Source organism: Methylomonas aurea, from assembly GCF_024505045.1.
Taxonomy (GTDB): Bacteria; Pseudomonadota; Gammaproteobacteria; order Methylococcales; family Methylomonadaceae; genus Methylomonas; species Methylomonas aurea.
Map to the genome: position 1 here is coordinate 133,942 of NZ_JANIBM010000006.1, position 16,888 is coordinate 150,829.

18 protein-coding genes are annotated in these 16,888 nt (G+C 53.7%); 5 read left to right on the forward strand and 13 right to left on the reverse strand.

Annotated elements, in window-relative coordinates:
- Positions 1–7 precede the first annotated feature (7 nt).
- Entirely contained in the window at positions 8–1,630 is a 1,623-nt protein-coding gene (locus tag NP603_RS07665) for a SagB/ThcOx family dehydrogenase (protein ID WP_256610329.1), read from the reverse strand.
- Between the two features lie 91 nt (positions 1,631–1,721).
- Positions 1,722–1,994, reverse strand: a complete 273-nt coding sequence (locus tag NP603_RS07670; protein WP_256610330.1) for a nitrogen fixation protein NifZ — start codon at positions 1,992–1,994, stop codon at positions 1,722–1,724.
- 197 nt (positions 1,995–2,191) lie between these two features.
- On the opposite strand from NP603_RS07670, the gene NP603_RS07675 reads away from it, so the two are divergent.
- The 3 genes from NP603_RS07675 to nifS are packed head-to-tail and all read left to right on the forward strand — an operon-like array spanning position 2,192 to position 4,688.
- Positions 2,192–2,548 (forward strand): HesB/IscA family protein, encoded by a 357-nt coding sequence (locus NP603_RS07675; protein WP_140911688.1) that lies wholly within the window; start codon positions 2,192–2,194, stop codon positions 2,546–2,548.
- A gap of 18 nt (positions 2,549–2,566) precedes the next feature.
- The gene (nifU, locus tag NP603_RS07680; RefSeq protein ID WP_256610331.1) at positions 2,567–3,481 is read left to right on the forward strand and encodes a Fe-S cluster assembly protein NifU; all 915 of its coding nucleotides are present in this window, start codon (positions 2,567–2,569) and stop codon (positions 3,479–3,481) included.
- On the forward strand, positions 3,474–4,688 hold the full coding sequence (gene nifS / locus NP603_RS07685; RefSeq protein WP_256610332.1) for a cysteine desulfurase NifS: 1,215 nt from the start codon (positions 3,474–3,476) through the stop codon (positions 4,686–4,688). The genes nifU and nifS overlap by 8 nt, the downstream gene beginning before the upstream one ends.
- Before the next feature lie 16 nt (positions 4,689–4,704).
- Here nifS and NP603_RS21980 read toward each other — a convergent pair whose 3' ends face one another.
- Positions 4,705–4,980, reverse strand: coding sequence for an integrase core domain-containing protein (locus NP603_RS21980; protein WP_371928778.1), 276 nt, complete (start codon positions 4,978–4,980; stop codon positions 4,705–4,707).
- A gap of 43 nt (positions 4,981–5,023) precedes the next feature.
- Between NP603_RS21980 and NP603_RS07690 the strand changes: the two genes are divergently transcribed.
- A complete protein-coding gene (locus NP603_RS07690) occupies positions 5,024–5,275 on the forward strand; it encodes a hypothetical protein (RefSeq protein ID WP_256610333.1) in 252 nt (83 codons plus the stop codon).
- Between the two features lie 341 nt (positions 5,276–5,616).
- On the opposite strand, the gene NP603_RS07695 is transcribed toward NP603_RS07690, so the two are convergent.
- From NP603_RS07695 to NP603_RS07725, 7 genes are all read right to left on the reverse strand, one after another.
- Entirely contained in the window at positions 5,617–6,129 is a 513-nt protein-coding gene (locus NP603_RS07695) for a GNAT family N-acetyltransferase (protein WP_033155977.1), read from the reverse strand.
- Positions 6,126–6,413 (reverse strand): type II toxin-antitoxin system TacA family antitoxin, encoded by a 288-nt coding sequence (locus tag NP603_RS07700; RefSeq protein ID WP_129871338.1) that lies wholly within the window; start codon positions 6,411–6,413, stop codon positions 6,126–6,128. Before NP603_RS07700 ends, NP603_RS07695 begins: the two co-directional genes overlap by 4 nt.
- A gap of 293 nt (positions 6,414–6,706) precedes the next feature.
- A complete protein-coding gene (gene radC / locus NP603_RS07705) occupies positions 6,707–7,180 on the reverse strand; it encodes a RadC family protein (protein WP_033155976.1) in 474 nt (157 codons plus the stop codon).
- Between the two features lie 274 nt (positions 7,181–7,454).
- Positions 7,455–9,050, reverse strand: a complete 1,596-nt coding sequence (locus tag NP603_RS07710) for an ATP-binding protein (protein ID WP_033155975.1) — start codon at positions 9,048–9,050, stop codon at positions 7,455–7,457.
- Between the two features lie 132 nt (positions 9,051–9,182).
- Entirely contained in the window at positions 9,183–10,946 is a 1,764-nt protein-coding gene (locus tag NP603_RS07715; RefSeq protein WP_033155974.1) for a DUF4942 domain-containing protein, read from the reverse strand.
- 115 nt (positions 10,947–11,061) lie between these two features.
- Positions 11,062–11,559, reverse strand: a complete 498-nt coding sequence (locus NP603_RS07720) for a hypothetical protein (RefSeq protein WP_033156148.1) — start codon at positions 11,557–11,559, stop codon at positions 11,062–11,064.
- Between the two features lie 149 nt (positions 11,560–11,708).
- Positions 11,709–12,371 (reverse strand): hypothetical protein, encoded by a 663-nt coding sequence (locus NP603_RS07725; RefSeq protein WP_033156147.1) that lies wholly within the window; start codon positions 12,369–12,371, stop codon positions 11,709–11,711.
- Positions 12,372–12,684: 313 nt separating this feature from the next.
- On the opposite strand from NP603_RS07725, the gene NP603_RS07730 reads away from it, so the two are divergent.
- The gene (locus NP603_RS07730; RefSeq protein WP_256610334.1) at positions 12,685–12,912 is read left to right on the forward strand and encodes a hypothetical protein; all 228 of its coding nucleotides are present in this window, start codon (positions 12,685–12,687) and stop codon (positions 12,910–12,912) included.
- Here the strand turns inward: NP603_RS07730 and NP603_RS07735 are convergent.
- The 3 genes from NP603_RS07735 to NP603_RS07745 form a co-directional block, all read right to left on the reverse strand.
- On the reverse strand, positions 12,890–13,426 hold the full coding sequence (locus NP603_RS07735) for a hypothetical protein (protein ID WP_033155972.1): 537 nt from the start codon (positions 13,424–13,426) through the stop codon (positions 12,890–12,892). The two genes, NP603_RS07730 and NP603_RS07735, sit on opposite strands and share 23 nt — an antisense overlap.
- A gap of 347 nt (positions 13,427–13,773) precedes the next feature.
- The gene (locus NP603_RS07740; protein ID WP_256610335.1) at positions 13,774–15,720 is read right to left on the reverse strand and encodes a VWA domain-containing protein; all 1,947 of its coding nucleotides are present in this window, start codon (positions 15,718–15,720) and stop codon (positions 13,774–13,776) included.
- Positions 15,680–16,879 carry a DUF3150 domain-containing protein gene (locus NP603_RS07745; protein WP_033155970.1) on the reverse strand — a complete coding sequence of 400 codons (1,200 nt, stop codon included), beginning with the start codon at positions 16,877–16,879 and terminating at the stop codon, positions 15,680–15,682. Before NP603_RS07745 ends, NP603_RS07740 begins: the two co-directional genes overlap by 41 nt.
- Between the last annotated feature and the right edge of the window lie 9 nt (positions 16,880–16,888).

A 16,888-nucleotide genomic window follows, 5' to 3' on the forward strand; every position in this document is an offset into this window, starting at 1 on the left:
AGGCGGCTCAGTCGGGTTTGCAGTCCGCGTCCGCTGCGGGCCGTGCCAGATGGGCGTAGGCCGGCAGCGTCTGCAGGCGGTTGTCGTCCAGCGGCTCGCCGACCGTGAAATGGTAAAGGCTTTGCCAGGTTTGGTCCTGTAAACCCAGCACGCCGTGTACCGCATCGTCGAAAAAACAACCGATGCCGGTGCCGCGCACGCCGGCCGCTTCCGCCTCCAGATACAAAATCTGGCCGAGCAGGCCGCATTCCCAAAACAACCGGCGGTAGCGCCAGGCCTCGACCGAGACGTTGTCGGCGAAGCGCGCCAGCATGCCCAGGCTGAAGGCGCTGTCGCTGGCGATCGGCTGGTGGCAGGACAAGGTTTTCGCCGCCTGGCGCACGTTGCCGGCTTGCAGCCGGTAAAAATCGAACGGGGCATCGATGCGATGCCAGTTGTAGTCGGCGGAACAGGCGGGCCGGATTGCGTCGGCTGCATCCGCAGCGCGCGGCAGGAAATACAGGCCCGGTTCGAGGCCGTCGACGCGATGCACGAACAAAACAAAATGCACCTGCGCCGGCCAGTTCCAGGCCGTGAACGGCGGCTTGGCGGCTGGGAGCAGCGCGGCGAGGATACGGTAAAAGTCGGCTAGCGGCAGCGGCGCCGATTTGCCGTTGAAATGTTGCGCGCTGCGGCGCTGGCGGATCAAACGGCTGGCGAGCTGGTCGTGGCTGGGGCTCGCCAGGTCGGCGGTCGGCCAGGTTTCGCGCTCGGCCGGCGTAGTTGGTTTCAAGGTGTGTTCGGCGACTTGGTCGATAATCGGCCAGCGGTAGAAGTGGCGGCCGCTCAAGCGTTTGGCGACGCCGAACCATTCGCCGCTTTGTAAAGCTTGCGACAATGCCGGACCGGAGAATTCGCCCTCGGCGCCGGTGCCGGTATCGATCCGGCAGAACAGGTCAGGCGTTTCGCGCTCGTCGGCGACGAAGTCGCTGTCACGGTCCAAGCCGAGCCAGGCGCCGATTTCGGCGTCGCCGGTTTCGCTGAGTAATTCGATGTTCCAGCCCAGGCAGCCGGCGGCATAGCTCAACGCCGCCAGGGCATGGCCGATGTCGTGCTGGCAATAGCGGAATGCGCGTTCGCCGTATTTCCAGGCTTCGCGCCAATGGATGGACGACAAACCAACATACAAGCCGGCCGGCAAATCCGCAGTATCGAACCGGCAGCGCCGTTCTAGAAGGTGGTCGTGGCTGACGTAATGGTACACGCCAGGCGCCAATACCTCCGGGGCTGTGCTGAGCAGATAGGCTTCGGTCGGGTGCAAATTGCCGCTGGACGGGTTACAGCGCAACGCCCAGCGGTCGGGGCCGAACTGCTTCCAGGCCGACAAACCGAAGGCCAACTCCAGCAACAGGCCGAGATTGGCCAGCGTCGGCGGTTGTGCCGGGATCGTTTCCGGGTGGTCCAGATCGGCGAACCGGCATGCCAGGTCTGCGCCCGGTTGCGGCAGCGCCAAGGTTTCGCAGCCCTCGAAGCGGCGGAACGGATTGGGCTGGTCGTCCCAATCCAGCGACGCCGGTCCCTTGGCGTAGCCGTTCAGTTGGTGTTTGGTGCGTTGGTGGTAATCGAGTACCACGCGGGAGTCGTCGCTCATATCCTTATCTATACCGAATTGGGTCAGGCCGGGGCTGCCGGCGTTGCGGGTAAGAATATACCCGGTCTGCGGCCGGTTTGCCGCCGCCGCATCAATGCGTCGTCGCCGGTTCCATATCCGGGGCGACCAAATCCTCGGTCCAGCAACCGATAGGCCGGCCCAGATTCAGCTCGCGGTCTTCGAAACGCACCAGAAATACCGTCAGCGCCGGGTCTTCCTCGACGTGGCCTTTCATCACGATCACGCCGCGGGCGCCGGCTTCGGCCAGTACCGCGCCTTCCTCGCCCTCCGGCATGCTGCCGTCGTCGATAATCTCGTGCGCCGCGTATACCACGTCGCCCAAATCCAGATCTTCTACGTTCATATTTTTTCTCCTGTGAATGTTTTGTAGCAAAGCCGACAAAGTCCGATGCATTGTTGGGAAACGGCTCGCCGCACATGGTTGGCCGGCAGCCGCAACCCTATGGATTTCAGCGCTTTAAGCGAAAAAAACGCGTATGGCATGCTGGTTGCTTTAACTGATTACAAGATCAATGCCAAACCGTTTCAGGAGAGTTGAAGATGATTACATTAACCGAAAGCGCCATCAAAGCCGTGGGCCGTTTTATCAGCAGTTCCGACAAGCCTACCGGCGGTTTGCGCATCGAAGTGACCGACGGCGGCTGTTCCGGCCTGTCGTACGGTTTACGCCTGGAAGCCAAAGAAAGCGAAGCCGATACCGTGATCGACTGCGGCGAAGTCAAAGTCTTCGTCGACCCGTTGAGCATGCCCAAGTTGGACGGCATGTCTATCGATTTCGTCGATAGCCTGGAAGGTTCAGGCTTTAAATTTACCAATCCCAACGCGGTGAAAAGCTGCGCCTGCGGCTCGTCGTTTACCACCGGCGACAACGGCGGCGCCCCTAAATCCTGTTCTTAAGTTTGCGAGGTTATTGCCATGTGGGATTATTCAGAAAAAGTTAAAGACCATTTCTTCAACCCGAAAAACGCCGGCGCGGTACCCGATGCCAATGCGATCGGCGAAGTGGGTTCGATCAGTTGTGGCGACGCCTTGCGTCTGACCTTGAAAGTCAACGAAGACACCGAAGTCATCGAAGACGCCGGCTTTCAAACCTTCGGCTGCGGCTCGGCGATTGCGTCGTCTTCCGTGTTGACCGAAATCATCAAGGGCATGACGCTGGACGAAGCCTTGAAAGTCACCAATCAGGATATCGCTGCCGAACTGGACGGCCTGCCGCCGGAAAAAATGCACTGCTCGGTGATGGGCCGCGAAGCGTTGCAAGCCGCCGTCGCCAACTATCGCGGCGAAGAGTGGAAGGACGACCATGAAGAAGGCGCGCTGATCTGCAAGTGCTTCGGTATCGATGCGGCAATGATCGAGGAAATGGTGTGGGCCAACAAACTGCGCACCGTCGAGGACGTTACCAACTTCACCAAGGCCGGCGGCGGTTGCGCTTCCTGCCATGAAGATATCGAAGGCATCCTGGAAAAAGTGTTGAAGGAACGCGGCGAAAGCTTCGATCCGAACGCGGCCCCGGTCGCCAAACCGGCGCCGGTGGTGGCCGAAAAAGGGCCGATGACCAATCTGCAGCGGATCAAGAAAATCGAGGAAGTGATCATGTCGTTCCGGCCGCAATTGATGGCCGACGGCGGCGACGTCGAGTTGGTGGAAGTGGTCGATAAAACCGCTTACGTCAACATGACCGGCGCCTGCAACGGCTGCCAAATGTCGGCGATGACCATCGCCGGTATTCAGCAACGCCTGATCGAAGTGATGGGCGAGTTCATCAAAGTCGTGCCGGCGTCGCAAATGCCGAAACTGGTGAATATCCAGGAGGCCGGTCATGCCTGATATCTATCTGGATAACAACGCCACGACCAAGGTGGACCGGGCCGTCGTCGATGCGATGATCCCCTATTTCACCGAATACTTCGGCAACCCGTCGTCGATTCACCGCTTCGCCGACGGCGTGGCGCGGGCGATCAAGAAGGCCCGCAGCCAAGTGCAGGAATTGCTGGGCGCGGAACACGACTCGGAGATTATTTTTACCTCCTGCGGTACCGAATCCGATTCGACCGCGATCCTGTCGGCGATCAAATGCCAGCCCAACCGTAAGGAAATCATCACCACGGCGGTCGAGCATCCGGCGATTTTGAACTTGGTCGATAACCTGGAAAAAGAAGGCTACACCATCCACCGCCTGCCGGTGGACAAGCGCGGCCGCCTCAATCTGGAAGCCTATCAGGCCATGCTGTCGGATAACGTCGCCATCGTTTCGGTGATGTGGGCCAACAACGAAACCGGCACCATTTTCCCGGTCGAGAAAATGGCCGAGATGGCCAACGCCGCCGGCGTGATGTTCCATACCGATGCGGTGCAGGCGGTCGGCAAGATTCCGATGATGCTGGCCGATACCAAGATTGATATGCTCAGCCTGTCCGGCCACAAATTGCATGCGCCGAAAGGTATCGGCGTGTTGTATCTGCGCCGCGGTACCCGCTTCCGGCCGTTGCTGCGCGGCGGCCACCAGGAGCGCGGTCGCCGGGCCGGCACCGAGAACACCGCGTCCATCGTCGGTTTGGGCGTGGCTTGCGAACTGGCGCTGCAGCACATGGAATTCGAGAACAACCAAGTTAAAGCCATGCGCGACAAGTTGGAGCAAGGTATCGTCGAGGCGATTCCGCATTGCTTCATCACCGGCGATCTGAACAACCGCCTGCCGAATACCACCGACATCGCCTTCGAATACATCGAAGGCGAGGCGATCCTGATGCTGCTGAACAAGGCCGGTATCGCGGCGTCGAGCGGCTCGGCCTGTACTTCCGGCTCGTTGGAGCCGTCGCATGTGATGCGGGCGATGGACATCCCTTACACCGCCGCCCACGGCACGATCCGCTTCTCGTTCTCGCGTTACAACACGATGAGCGAAGTGGACGAGGTGTTGAAAGTAATGCCGACCATCGTCGCCAACCTGCGCAAGCTGTCGCCGTATTGGGACAGTATCAACAACTGCCCGGTGGCCGATCCGGAGCAAGCTTTCCAACCCACTTACGCCTGAAAAAGAGGTCGCCAGATCAGCTTGAACAGCGAATCCGGAATTTAAAGTTAAATCCCTGCCATGGTTTAGGCGGCCAGCTTAAGGGCTGGCAGCCAATCCATATAAGCCTGATGCGGCGTTTTCGGTTCAAGCCGGAATGCGGTCGCTCGTCATTGTATCGCTCGAAAAAGTCGAGGATTGAGGCTCGGCTTTGGCCGACGGAATCGTGACCAAAGCTGGTAGGGCTATTGGTGTACCTTTGAGTGATGAGGCGGTGAATATCATTCGATCTCAGATCGGCAATAATCTTCATCACGTCTTTGTGTACAAGGGTAACAGTCTACGGGCCAATTATCATGCTTGGCGGAAGCCTTGAATCGGGCTGGAATAAAGGACTTTCGCTGGCAGATATGAGACGTACTTGGGCTGGCTGGCATGTCCACGCAATAACGCCGCTCAATGCACTGCAGGAATTGGGTGGCTGGTCCGATTACAAGATATTTACGATATGCACATTTTTGGCGCCGGAGCATCTGGCGCATCATGCTGCCGACATAGGCGCATTTTACGGAACACCTAAAAATGAGAAGTCAATTAACTCAGGCTAAGTTATTGAATTGATTGGGGTGAACGATGGGGCTCGAACCCACGACAACCGGAATCACAATTAGACCTGTTTTATATATTTATCAACAAGTTAACTAGCTAATTTGTCAGTATTGCTTGAAATTATGCCTTTGATTTTCAAGAAGTTTCATTTTATTTGTCATCAGAGTTTTGAGGCTAAATCAAGCTATTGACGAGCACCAAAATTATCCAAATCAGAAGTTTTGATCGGTCGGGTAGATTTTTCATGTGGTGTTTCCTTTGATGATTGATCAAGGACCTTTGATAAACAGCACATAAGGAGCCGGCAGTATAGGCTGCTGTGCTGGCTATAAATGAATTCTCAGTCAGGTTCAGCCAAAATTTCCCGAACCGTCTCTAACGTCATCATCAAAGTCATAGCTTGCAAAGGTGACTCCACAAATCCCTGTGAAAGATAAAATTGTTTGGCTTGTTCGGACAGAGCATGAACCAATATAGCAAATACTCCCGCATCACCAGAGACATTGACTGCCCTTAGCATTGCATCGCGCAACAGCGATTTGCCAATCCCTTGGTTATGATAACGCTTGTCGACAGCCAGTCGACCGAGCAGCAAGACCGGCAAAGGATTAGGCATGTTGCGTCGCATGGTTTTGGGTGAAGCCTCATGGCTTATTGCACCGGCAGACAGGCAGTAGTAAGCAACAACATCCATGCCAACACTCAGTACAAAACAACGCGAAGCCCCTGCCCTATGGTTTTTGAGTGCACGTTTTTTGAGCCAATCATTCAGCGACGTATCACCGCAATCGAAATCCACCAACCGATGATCTGTCGTGATCGGTCCTGGGGGCGACATTTCTAGAGCAGTCATTTTTCCCAAGGCGCTTTTGTCTTAAGTAACCGGCGAAGCTTATCAGTCGGTGGCAAGGGTTGATCGAGCAACGCTTGAAATTGTGCAAATGCGCCTTCATCGACTGCGAAAAATGCCTGATCTAGAAGCACATCTTCTGCCGCGCGACAGGCGGCTTCCAACATAAAGTCTGATCGACTACGGCCGAGACGTTCAGCAGCTTGATCAATGATATCCCGCTGCCTGACCTTAGCGCGGATATTAATGGAAACGGGAGTCGCTTCTCTAGTTTGCATTTGCTTCATGTTCATCCTCCACTTTATTCAAGCTCAGCATATTAATTTGTGTAGCAAATTGCAACACAATAAGTAAAGTAGCCCTCTGAGTAGAGGTCGCCAACCGACCGCCACTCGAACTAGTCCCCCCAGAAACCAAAGCAATGCTTAGCTTCTGATTCTGAGGAGACGTGGGTTTTATATCATTTTACGAAGTTGTATCGACGCTGCCCATCATTACAAATCGGCTAGTCCGTTGATCAACTTCGCTGATGCATAAGCTTGCCTGGGCACCGAGGAATAGTCTCGGCGCCAATACCTTTTCACAGCAAGCCATGCTCCGCATAGGAATACACGTTTTCGCCGACGATGAAGTGATCAAGGACTCGAACGTCAATCAAGGCCAAGGCTTCTTTAAGTTTTGCTGTAATCACGCGATCGGCCTGACTGGGATCGCTGATCCCCGACGGGTGGTTATGCGCCATGATCAGAGCCGCGGCATTGTAGTGCATGGAGGCCTTGACCACTTCGCGTGGATACACGCTTGCGCCATCAATCGTACCGCGGAATAACTCATCGCAAGCGATAACCCGATGTTGATTGTCCAAGAACAGGCACACAAATACTTCGTGCTCGTATGGCGCCAATTTCAATTTGATACAGTCTTTCGCCTTGTCCGGACTGGTCAAGGCTTCGCCTCGGCTGAACATGCGGTTGTAGATCTGAATGGCCTCTAAGATGACATCTTGTTCATCGGCCATACGGTAACGATTATTGGTTCCTCGAATGAATAACATGGGCTTTCTCCCGTAATCTTAATAATTGGAGAAAGCCGTCCCCTTCCGGGGTGGACTTTCTCCGGAAGGGTTGTCAAAAATATGCAAAGCCTCGTCAGCGATGTCTACCGACGTTGCCCGTCGGCAAAACACATTTCGCTAAAGAGGCTTAAGCTGACGCTATGTCTGCGTCAGGTGTTTTGGAATGCGTGCTTGTTAAGTGGTCGTTCGCCAGAAAACCCGCCAAAAGCCACGCGCTAACACAGCCGCAGCCATCGGCCCGATTGGGTTTAGACTACATTTCCGCAACGGTGACGACATCGCCATCATTGCCGAGCACGATTTGAAAGGTCCTGGAAAACAGCGCCGGACAACTGCCAAATGTCGGCAGCAGTCGTTGCAATGCATCCGCCGGTTTGTCGGCCGTATTGGCCACCACGAAGTTATGAAAATCCCATTCATCGGCTTCCTTGGCGGATTCCATGAACGTATCCCATTCGTCGTAGTAGGACGATGCCTGGCAAACCACCAACCCGGATGACTCCCGAGTGGGTACGATGAAGCCGTCCTGATCCTCGTCATACACGGCATCGTGATCGATGTCGACGGACTCGCCATTCAGGGTTAACCGGTATTGTTCACAAAAGACCGCCTGACCATTCACCCATTGCCCTGCAAAAAACGCGCGGTGCGTTTCGTTGACGATGTCCAAGGTGATGGCCGGTCCGTTCAAATCGACCAGGTACGAAAACAGCCAATGCTTGGCATCCAACCCCGGCCGAAATACCCGATAATCGCGGTGCCAAGCAAACATCCAGCGTAGCGCACCGACCTCATCGAGATCATCCAGTTCGGCAACTTTGACAAGGCCGTTTTCCACATCGTTTCGACTGACCGGTTGCGAAACCACTGCCAAATTGACGCTGCTGCAACCTTCCTTGATCGGATAATCCTGAATGATGGCCAATACCTGTTTCGGCAATAACGGCACGTTATTCAGTAAATCCAGGCAGCGGTAAGTTTTCAAGGTGTCGTAGCCAAGGACAAACTCCTCAGCAGACAATTCGCGTTTGATCATTTCCATTCGTTGCCTGGCTTCCCGTTGCAGAACGTGCTTAACCTCAGCAATCACCTGTGCTTCATCGATCAATTTATCCCGGTCGGGCAACCGAGCGAAAAACCGGCTTGAATCCAAGTGGATGACATGACCGGGGTCTCGTTCGTGATGACTGTGATAGACCGGCAAGCCTTGCAGATACAGATGAAAATACTCCGACTGTCGTAACCAGTCTTCGCCCTGGGACAAACCATACAAATACATATCACCCAGTTCGGTCTCGATGAACGGTAATGTTGAGTTAACCGCTCGCGGCCGATCCAGGCTGACACCATTAAAGCGCACCTCAATCGGAAATCCCCGTGCCAAGCGATACAACTGGGATGCAATCCGATCCGCTTCGGGCTTGAACTGGGTCAGCGTCAAACGCGTGATGCCTTTCCAGTCAGCAGGTTCGATCGCAATCGGTTGGAATGCCAAAAGCGCGGCCGTATCCACCGAAAAGCGACCGCCTTTACTGTCGACGCTGATGGCATCGCAGGCAAAAATGGCCGACAAAAAGCCGAGACCAAACGGATGTTCCCGTTCGATGACGTCAGCATCCCAGCCAGACTCGGCCACCGTCAGCAACGTTTTCAAACAGGCGATGCCGCAGCCATCGTCACACACCGTCAAGGTTCGAGTGTCTTGCGAATACTCGAAGCTGACGAAGGTGGCGCCGGCGCGGCGGGCATTTTGCATCAGTTCGCCCAGTACCGTGGTGGACTGGGTAAAGCTGAAGCGTAAGTTATTGATCAATTTTTCGGGGTTTACCGATAATTGTGTGGTGTTCATGTGAGTTCCTCGAATAAAAAAGCCCCGAGGAAACGACACAGTCCAACCCTGACGGGGAGAACGGATCATCTCCCCGAGGCGGGCATTACTGGCCAGGCCAGTGGTTATGTTAAAGACCTGTATAACACCGGATTACGATGCCAGAGCCAGGTCTGTAGGAGAGGGTAATGAGCCCGTCCATTCCAGCAAGCTGGATTGTTCGTTTTCCAATACCGCATCGGGATCGATGCCTCGGCTGGCAAGTACCGTGCTCATCGCCTGGGTTAACAGACGATGGCCTTTTTCCCGTTCCGACTCGCCGCCGTGCTTGATCGCCCAAAAGGGATCGAAATGGACATGTCGGCTACTGCGTGGACATTGTTTATTCACTTCGGTATGAAACGCCTTATCGAAGTTTTCCGCCTGGTCGAACTGTTGCCAGAAACCTTGTCCGGCTTGAGTATCTACAGGCGGTAACCAGCGGCGCTGACGTCCAACCCAACGGTTCATCCGATCGATCAAAGTTTTGCTCTTCGGAAAAAAGTGAATGGTGCCGACGCCCGGATAATAGCGAACGTCAAAATAACTGCCACCAATCCGTTGTCCAGCCCGAAGCTCTTGAAAATGCTGCCGGAACACCGACACCAAACTCATGTCCGCTTCGGTCTTACCATCGAGCAAGGCAAATACCTTGTCGAAGTCGGCTAGAAGTCGTTCCGACTCCCAGTTCAGACTATTGTGATAGGACTCCACTTTGTGCCCTGGCAGAACGAAACGCGTGGTCTTGATCCGCATGCCCAGCGTGCGGTGTTTGTCATTGCTTTTCCAGCCCATGTAAAACACCGCATTGTCACTGTAATAGCGGGTGATCAGATCAAACACATCACACACCATGCTCAGTTGAATTTCACCTTGCTGCTCGATGATGCCTTGCAGAAAGCCGTAGATATTCGGCACGGTAAATTCCAAGGATTTCACCGTTTCGAAATCCGATTCCAAGCGTTTCTGTGCCGCCGATGACAAGCGCGATGTGACCTGTGTCGAGCGTAAAATGCTGGCCCAGGCCCGATTCTTCAGATCGTGATAGCGTTTGAACAGCGTCCGCTTCACCGCATCCGATGACGAGTCGTCTTCACTGCTGATACCGCCACCGTTCAGTTCGCCTAAGGTTTTACCCAGCATGGTCCGATAACGGCTGGCACGGGCTTCACTGACCACAGCCTGTCGCGCTGCTTCGACCGCAGCATTGAACATCAACACCGCGTTATCAATGAAGGCATTCGGCAAGGCCAACTCATGAGGCAGTTGAAACGCGCCCGCCACATCGTCGGCTTCCCGGCGATCCTGGCGCAAATCGTCCAGAATACTGCCGAGGATGTCTTGTTCGAAGGTTGAAGTTTTTTTCAACCAGACCAGGGCCACGTCGACCGGCGTTTTGCGCTCGGCATCCTCGCCGGCGAACATTTCCGATAAAAACTCGACCTCGCCGTGCTGCTCGATCAACCGGACTAACAGCTGGCGTTCTTTCGAAAACGGATTGCGCACGGTTTCAGCATTGAGAATGGCGACGATTTCACCGTCAAATAAAATCTCCCAAGCCTTCAACACGTGTTTGGCGCCGTCGGCAAACGGCGGATTCATGATGATGTGAGAATAGACACTGCCGCTTTGAAACTGCAGAAAATCCATCCCCACCACCGCATAACCTTCATCGCGCAGAACCGCGTGTTTGCGGATATCGATTTCAATGCAATCAATCGGCAAACGTTTACCGTACTGGTATGGCCCTGGACGTAGCAAATGTCCTTCGCCTGCTGAAGGCTCTAATACTCGAGCGAATTGCTGGTTCTTGAACATCGCCCAAGCTTTATGACTCAGTGCTTCTGGCGTGGGGTAGTATTGATAAGGGTCTGTCATGGTATTCTCCAAATAAGCCCCTGACGACCGATTTATCCCTGGCGGGATAGAATCATCCCGCAGGGGTAGTGTGAAAAACTCGGCTTAACCGAGTATCAAAAATGAAAACGGCGCGTCAGATCAACGCAAACCGCTTACCTTGAATGAAGTCCTGATACTGCCGGGCTTCGGTTTTAACTTTGAACCGGGCATGCACGCTGCCGTCGATCCAGATTTCCCAGGGCAAGCGGTTAAGCTCACCTCTCACCAGTTCTACCGTGCCAACCCGAAATTCATCGTGTTGGTAAAGTACCTGGCGGGGACTATCGATACGGACGATGCATTGATCCAGCAAGGCCGGACCACCGATGTCACCCGGTTCGATCAACAGCGGCACTTTGATCGTGCCGGTTGAGCGGCCGATCCAGCCGATGACATCGTGTTCATCGAGCCAGGATTGACCCGTGGTGGGATCGCCGTAATACAGCCGGATTTTGCGTCGGCTATGGCGAAGCTGTTCCAACAACTCAACTACCGGTTCTGGAGTGTCTGCGTGGTAACAGGTGCCGGATGGCAAGCGCTGATACTGGATGCAATGCCCCGTGCCGAACGTGTGTTCAAAGATATGATTCATGATGTTGTCCTCAATGAAAAATGGGAACATCACGATTCCCCAGCGGGAATAGGACATTCCCGTGTGGGTGGATAAAAATGAGCGCCGAATCGAATGGTTTGGCTAACTCAGGCTTTTTACAAATTGCGCTTAAACACCGCGCGCATTTTTTAGGATTGGATTTCCAGTACAGGTTTTCCCAAGGCTTGCACTGCCAGGAGCATTACCTGATCCAAATCGTCCCAATCAATGCTGCCGCCATTGGCTTCGCCTTGTTGATAGGCTTCAACCAATCCCCGACAAACCCGCATGGCTGCTTGCTCTTTCTTCAATTGCCGTACCGAATGATCCGGTTCCGGCAACCGTGCAACGGCAACGCTTTTCCATACCAAGCTTTCACCCTCCGCTTCATGATATTCATCGGACAATAACGGCATGGCAGCGGTGTCATCCCAAATCGTGGCGTCATTGAATGCCTGCTCGGCGAGCTGCTGTGCCGCTTCGGGACTCTCAGCAGTGATACCCACCGAAACCCGGTGCACATAGTCGATTTCGTAGGAGACCATGAATAGCTGATCCACACCCTCCGCCGTGTCATTGGCTGAGGCGGGTTCTTCGACTGGCAAATCGGTTTCTGCCGACTCACCCTCGATCAATGCGCTTTCATAAGGCTCGATCTCCTTGTTGCAGTTCGGGCAGCGATCGTTACAGCCGCAATCCCATACATCCTCCCATTCGGTTTGGCAGTAAGGGCAGCGGTACTGATTCAGATAGCGAACCGCACTGTTTTCGGCAGGGGTTGTGCCAACGCTGGGTTGGTTGATTGTTTTCATGGTCATGTCCTCCAAAAATTGCAGGTACGACCACCCGGCAGGATGGTGTTCCTGCAGGTGAAAATCGCTGATTAAAGCCAAAAATCGGCTCGCACAGCGGGGTTGAATTCGCGCAAAAATCGGTATATTGTGGCTAAAACCCATTAAAAAGCAGAGAAATAGCCATGTTTGAAGAAGTTTTGCGTATTTTTGATTTTCTCAGTCCTAAGCAGACCAAGGAGCAGTATCCAAGTCAAAAACCGATGGCGATTCCGGTGACGAACCACTAAAAGTCGTTCGACATTGCCAACAAATTTTCCAAAAATTGGATGTTTTGGAAGCCGACGTGCTCAAGCGGGTTGATAATCCTGAACAAGCCTGGCCGTTTCTAAGCAAGATTCGACAAATTCGCCGGGAAACCCAGAACGATTTGTTGTCGTTATTGCCCGAAGGCAGCTGGGTATTTGCCGATGAATCCAGTCAACACGAGATCCCGGTTCGCCGTATCAATACGGCAACCGGAACCACGTTACGGGTATTCAATGGCGGGCTTGCTGATTAACCGGTAACCCGTTGGCATTACCTTTCAGCGCTTCCCGCAATTGAAAAACCTGTTGGGCAGTTTTAGCGGATTTGTCGTCCACCATAGCTGATATGGTCGCTTTTTTTGAACGTCGCCGGGGTTTAACTTCGGCTTCGTCCGCAACAATCACTGGTTTGATTTTCAATAATTCCCGTTCCAGTTTGGCGATTTCAATATCCGCCTCGTAGAGTTTGATTGTTTTCTGTTTGGCTTGATATTGAAGTTCCAAGCGATCCAGCTCGCGATTTGTTTCACGATTGCGACTATGAATTTCCTGACGCACCGAATCCGATATCGCCAACCAATCCATGTCCTCGCGGCTACGCGGCATGATGACCGGTAGCCGTTTACTTGCAAAACGCTGCGCACGATATCGGTGAAACGTTTGAGTCGCGTGTTTCAATACGCTCAGTAGTTGCAACACCGTTGCCCAAATCACTCGCAAGGCGAGGATAAACATAGCCAGTAAGATGACACCAAAAATAAAGTTCATTGAAGTTCTCCTTTAAAAATTTAAGAAAACACTTCGAATGAACAGCACCCGGCCGGGCGATGGTCGCCCGAAGCGGGTTTTGATTTGCAGTGGGTAGTACCACTGCGATTTACATCGGGCTTAACGCACCCGACACGATCACGGTTTAACGTGCTCGCCGCCTAAAGACGGAACGCCGACCAAAGTCGGATTCAGCATTCTGGAAAGAACGCATGAAATGTCTGTTTGTCGAATGGGCTCCAGTAAGAGAGTGCATTCGACAAACGGCGGTTGCAATCAGCTACCCATAGCCACAATCCAAGGCAGTAAGCCAAGGATTGGGCTACGGATAATTGACTGGCCGATACTTACGCCGCCAACAACACCGCTTTCGAGAGTTCGAACAATTGCGCTCTCAGCTCTGAAAGATCGTTAATAGTGATGGCACTTGGGAACAGATGACTGACATCCAGTCCCAAACCGATGCCGACCGTTTCAATACCACTATCGCGGCAACGCTGTAACAATTCCAGCGTGCTCAAGGTATCGTTAGGCTGACCATCGGTCATCACCATCAACACTTTGCGCGGTTCCCGGCATCGCAGCAGTGACGCCGCACCAAACCAAATCGCTTCCGTCATTGGCGTACTGCCGGTGGCGGCTACCGAAAAGGCACCGGTTCGGGCATTGATGCGTTGGCCATGATCTAGCAAGCGAAACACCGAGTCATCTTGATGGCCTGGAAACGCGGTGACGCCAGGATTGACTCCCGGGATGCCTTCGAATGCCAAGGCCAATGCCAAAGTGGCTTCCAATGCAATCGGCATTCGCGATCCGATGGGTTGGCCTTGACTATCGGTGACCTGATAACCCATGCTTTCGGATTTATCGAGTAACAGATGGATCGCCGTATTGGGTGCCGCTTTGGTCTCTTTACGCTGAAACAGCTTAGTTTCGCCCAGTGGTAAGCGGTGTAAACGCTTGCCATCCAGCCGCCGTCCACGACACGCAGGTTGCGACCGGTTTAAGGTTTGCGATTGCACCAGGCCTTGCAACGCGGCGCGGATTTTTCCCGATTCGCTATGCACCTTACGAAGTAAAAACGCACCGGCCCGCTCGTCCATGGGTGGCTCGTGGCCACTGGGCATCAGCAATTCCGAACCATTTTCCGCCGCCAACGACAATGCCGATTTCAATGACTCGAATAAATCCTGCTCAATGTCACTGTCACCAGCGGACAACAAGGTTTGCAAGACGCCCATCGGATCGGCAATCTCCGCAGTTTCTTCATATTCACCTTGCGGGATGGATGTCGAATTGTCGGATGGCGTTGCCGGTTCATCGTCAGGATTTTTGGGAGCCGAATCATCGTTACCGGCTGGTTCTGACGACGATTCGTCATCAGTGTCGTTGGGTAACTGTTCATCGGGATTCATTTCATCCTGGGAATCCAAGCCGCTCGAATCATCCGAATCGGTTGATTCAGCATCCTGATCCGTATCATCCGGCTCAGGCGTGTTTTCCTCATCGTCCGATGGCTGTGCCTGATTGCGTTGCCGTTGTTGCGCGAACTCCTGCTCAATCATGGTCAGGATGCGGTCAGTCAAATTCAGACAATCACGTTCGGATTGCAGGCCCTCCGGGACTTCCGACAGCAAGCCCTTCAGCCTTGTCACTGCACCAACGGGAAACGTTGCCTTCAATGCGATTTCGGTTTGTTCGACCAACGGTAATAGGGCCGTTTGACCCAGTACCCGTGCACGCAAGCTTTTCAACACGAATCCATACAAAATGTTGGCCGGATGATCGCTTTCACTGGCGGCCACAAATTCGCCTTTGGCAATCATCTTTTCAATCACCGTGCGTATTGTCAGCCGCGTACCCGGAAAGTCCTTGGCCAGTTCATGCTCGATGCGGACATCTTCAATCGCATTGCATAGCCGCCGGCGTAATACCGAGTTGCCATAACGTAACGTAAAATCCGAATAGCGAATATGCGCCGCTTCGTGGGCTAACAGCCCCCAGGCATAATCTTGATAATCCGGATCGTCACCTTCATAGGCCGGCAGCTGAATCGATTGGCCATCGGTATAAGCTTGATCGCCACCGACGCTGACTTTTATGCCAAAGCGGTTGCCGATGGCGGCCGCGACGATGGGGAATGCGTTGTGTAAGGTTCTATTTTTCATGGTGTGCTCCAAAAGATGGGGACAAACCACGACCCCAGAGGGACATGGCTTTGCCCCATTGGGTGAATTATTAAATAGCGTCAGATCAGAACCAGTAGTCCTGGTCAGAATCGTCCGCTTCCTCATCGTCTCCCGCCGTCACCGGTTCCGGTTCCGCTGCGTTTTCCAAATCATTGTCTCGATCGGCATCGTTACCGGTTTCCAGATTGGTCTGGCTTTTGTCCAGCAAAACCTCCAGCGCCCAGTCATCCGATGTCGGTTCGAGTTCATCGTCAAAGATGCCGTCAAACAGATCGGTAAAATCGGAATTGTCTGAAACGCATTCAGCGATGACGGGTTTTGCTTCGGTTGAGACTGTTGTTTCTGTTGGTACCGTTGATAGCTCTAAATCCGCGTATTCGAAGGTTTCATCAACGTCTGTCTCTTCAACAACGGGTGTTTGATTAACCAACAAGCCTTCACCGTGCCGCCGGGTTTTATCCGGATCGGACAACAGCATCGCCGTGGCCAAAATCTCCTGCAAAATGCCGCCTTCAATGGCGCCTTTGTTGGGAATTCTCACCAGTAGATCGTCAATGGTGCTGACGACCGGCGCGACTCGATGATCCAGAAATCCCAGCCCATCGAGTTTGTCCCGCATACGGCGAATCGGCCGTAACGCATTCCGCGTCACTTGCTCCTTGCCAAGCAACGACTGCTCGATCAGTTGATTGGCTTCCACGGAGATTTCATAGAACATCTGCTCACTGAGTGAACCGATTTTGCTCTCCAGACGCACAACATCCGCCGGCGGCAAGCTTTCGGGTAAACCGACACTCACCACCAGAAAATCAAACGACAACCGCGTCGAGACAAACTCCACAGAATCCACAGCTTGTTCGATGATGCCGGCAAACTCCGGATGGCGAACCACCCAATCCGTCACCGCCGCATCGTAACCGGCAATAAATTCGGTTTTAGCCGCTGCAAAATCCAGCGCAATGCGCTCGAGTTCTGCGGTAATACCTGCGGCCGATTCAACCGGTACGGCAAAGCCACCCAGAAAGCGGGTGCCGACGCGCAAACAAATGCGTTCGGCTTCCTTCTTTAGGCGGTTGAACACCGTCAGCTTATCGGGATCGAGCAAACGTTTGGAACCCAGGCTGGCTAAATCCTCCGGAGGCAATTTGCTACCATCGGCCAAAACTAGGTCCTCTTTTTTCAGTTTCTTGCGGGCGCCGTAGATATTGGCTTCGACTTTCACCAAGACCACGCGATCCAAGATAATTTGCGTTTCATGAGACATGGGAACCTC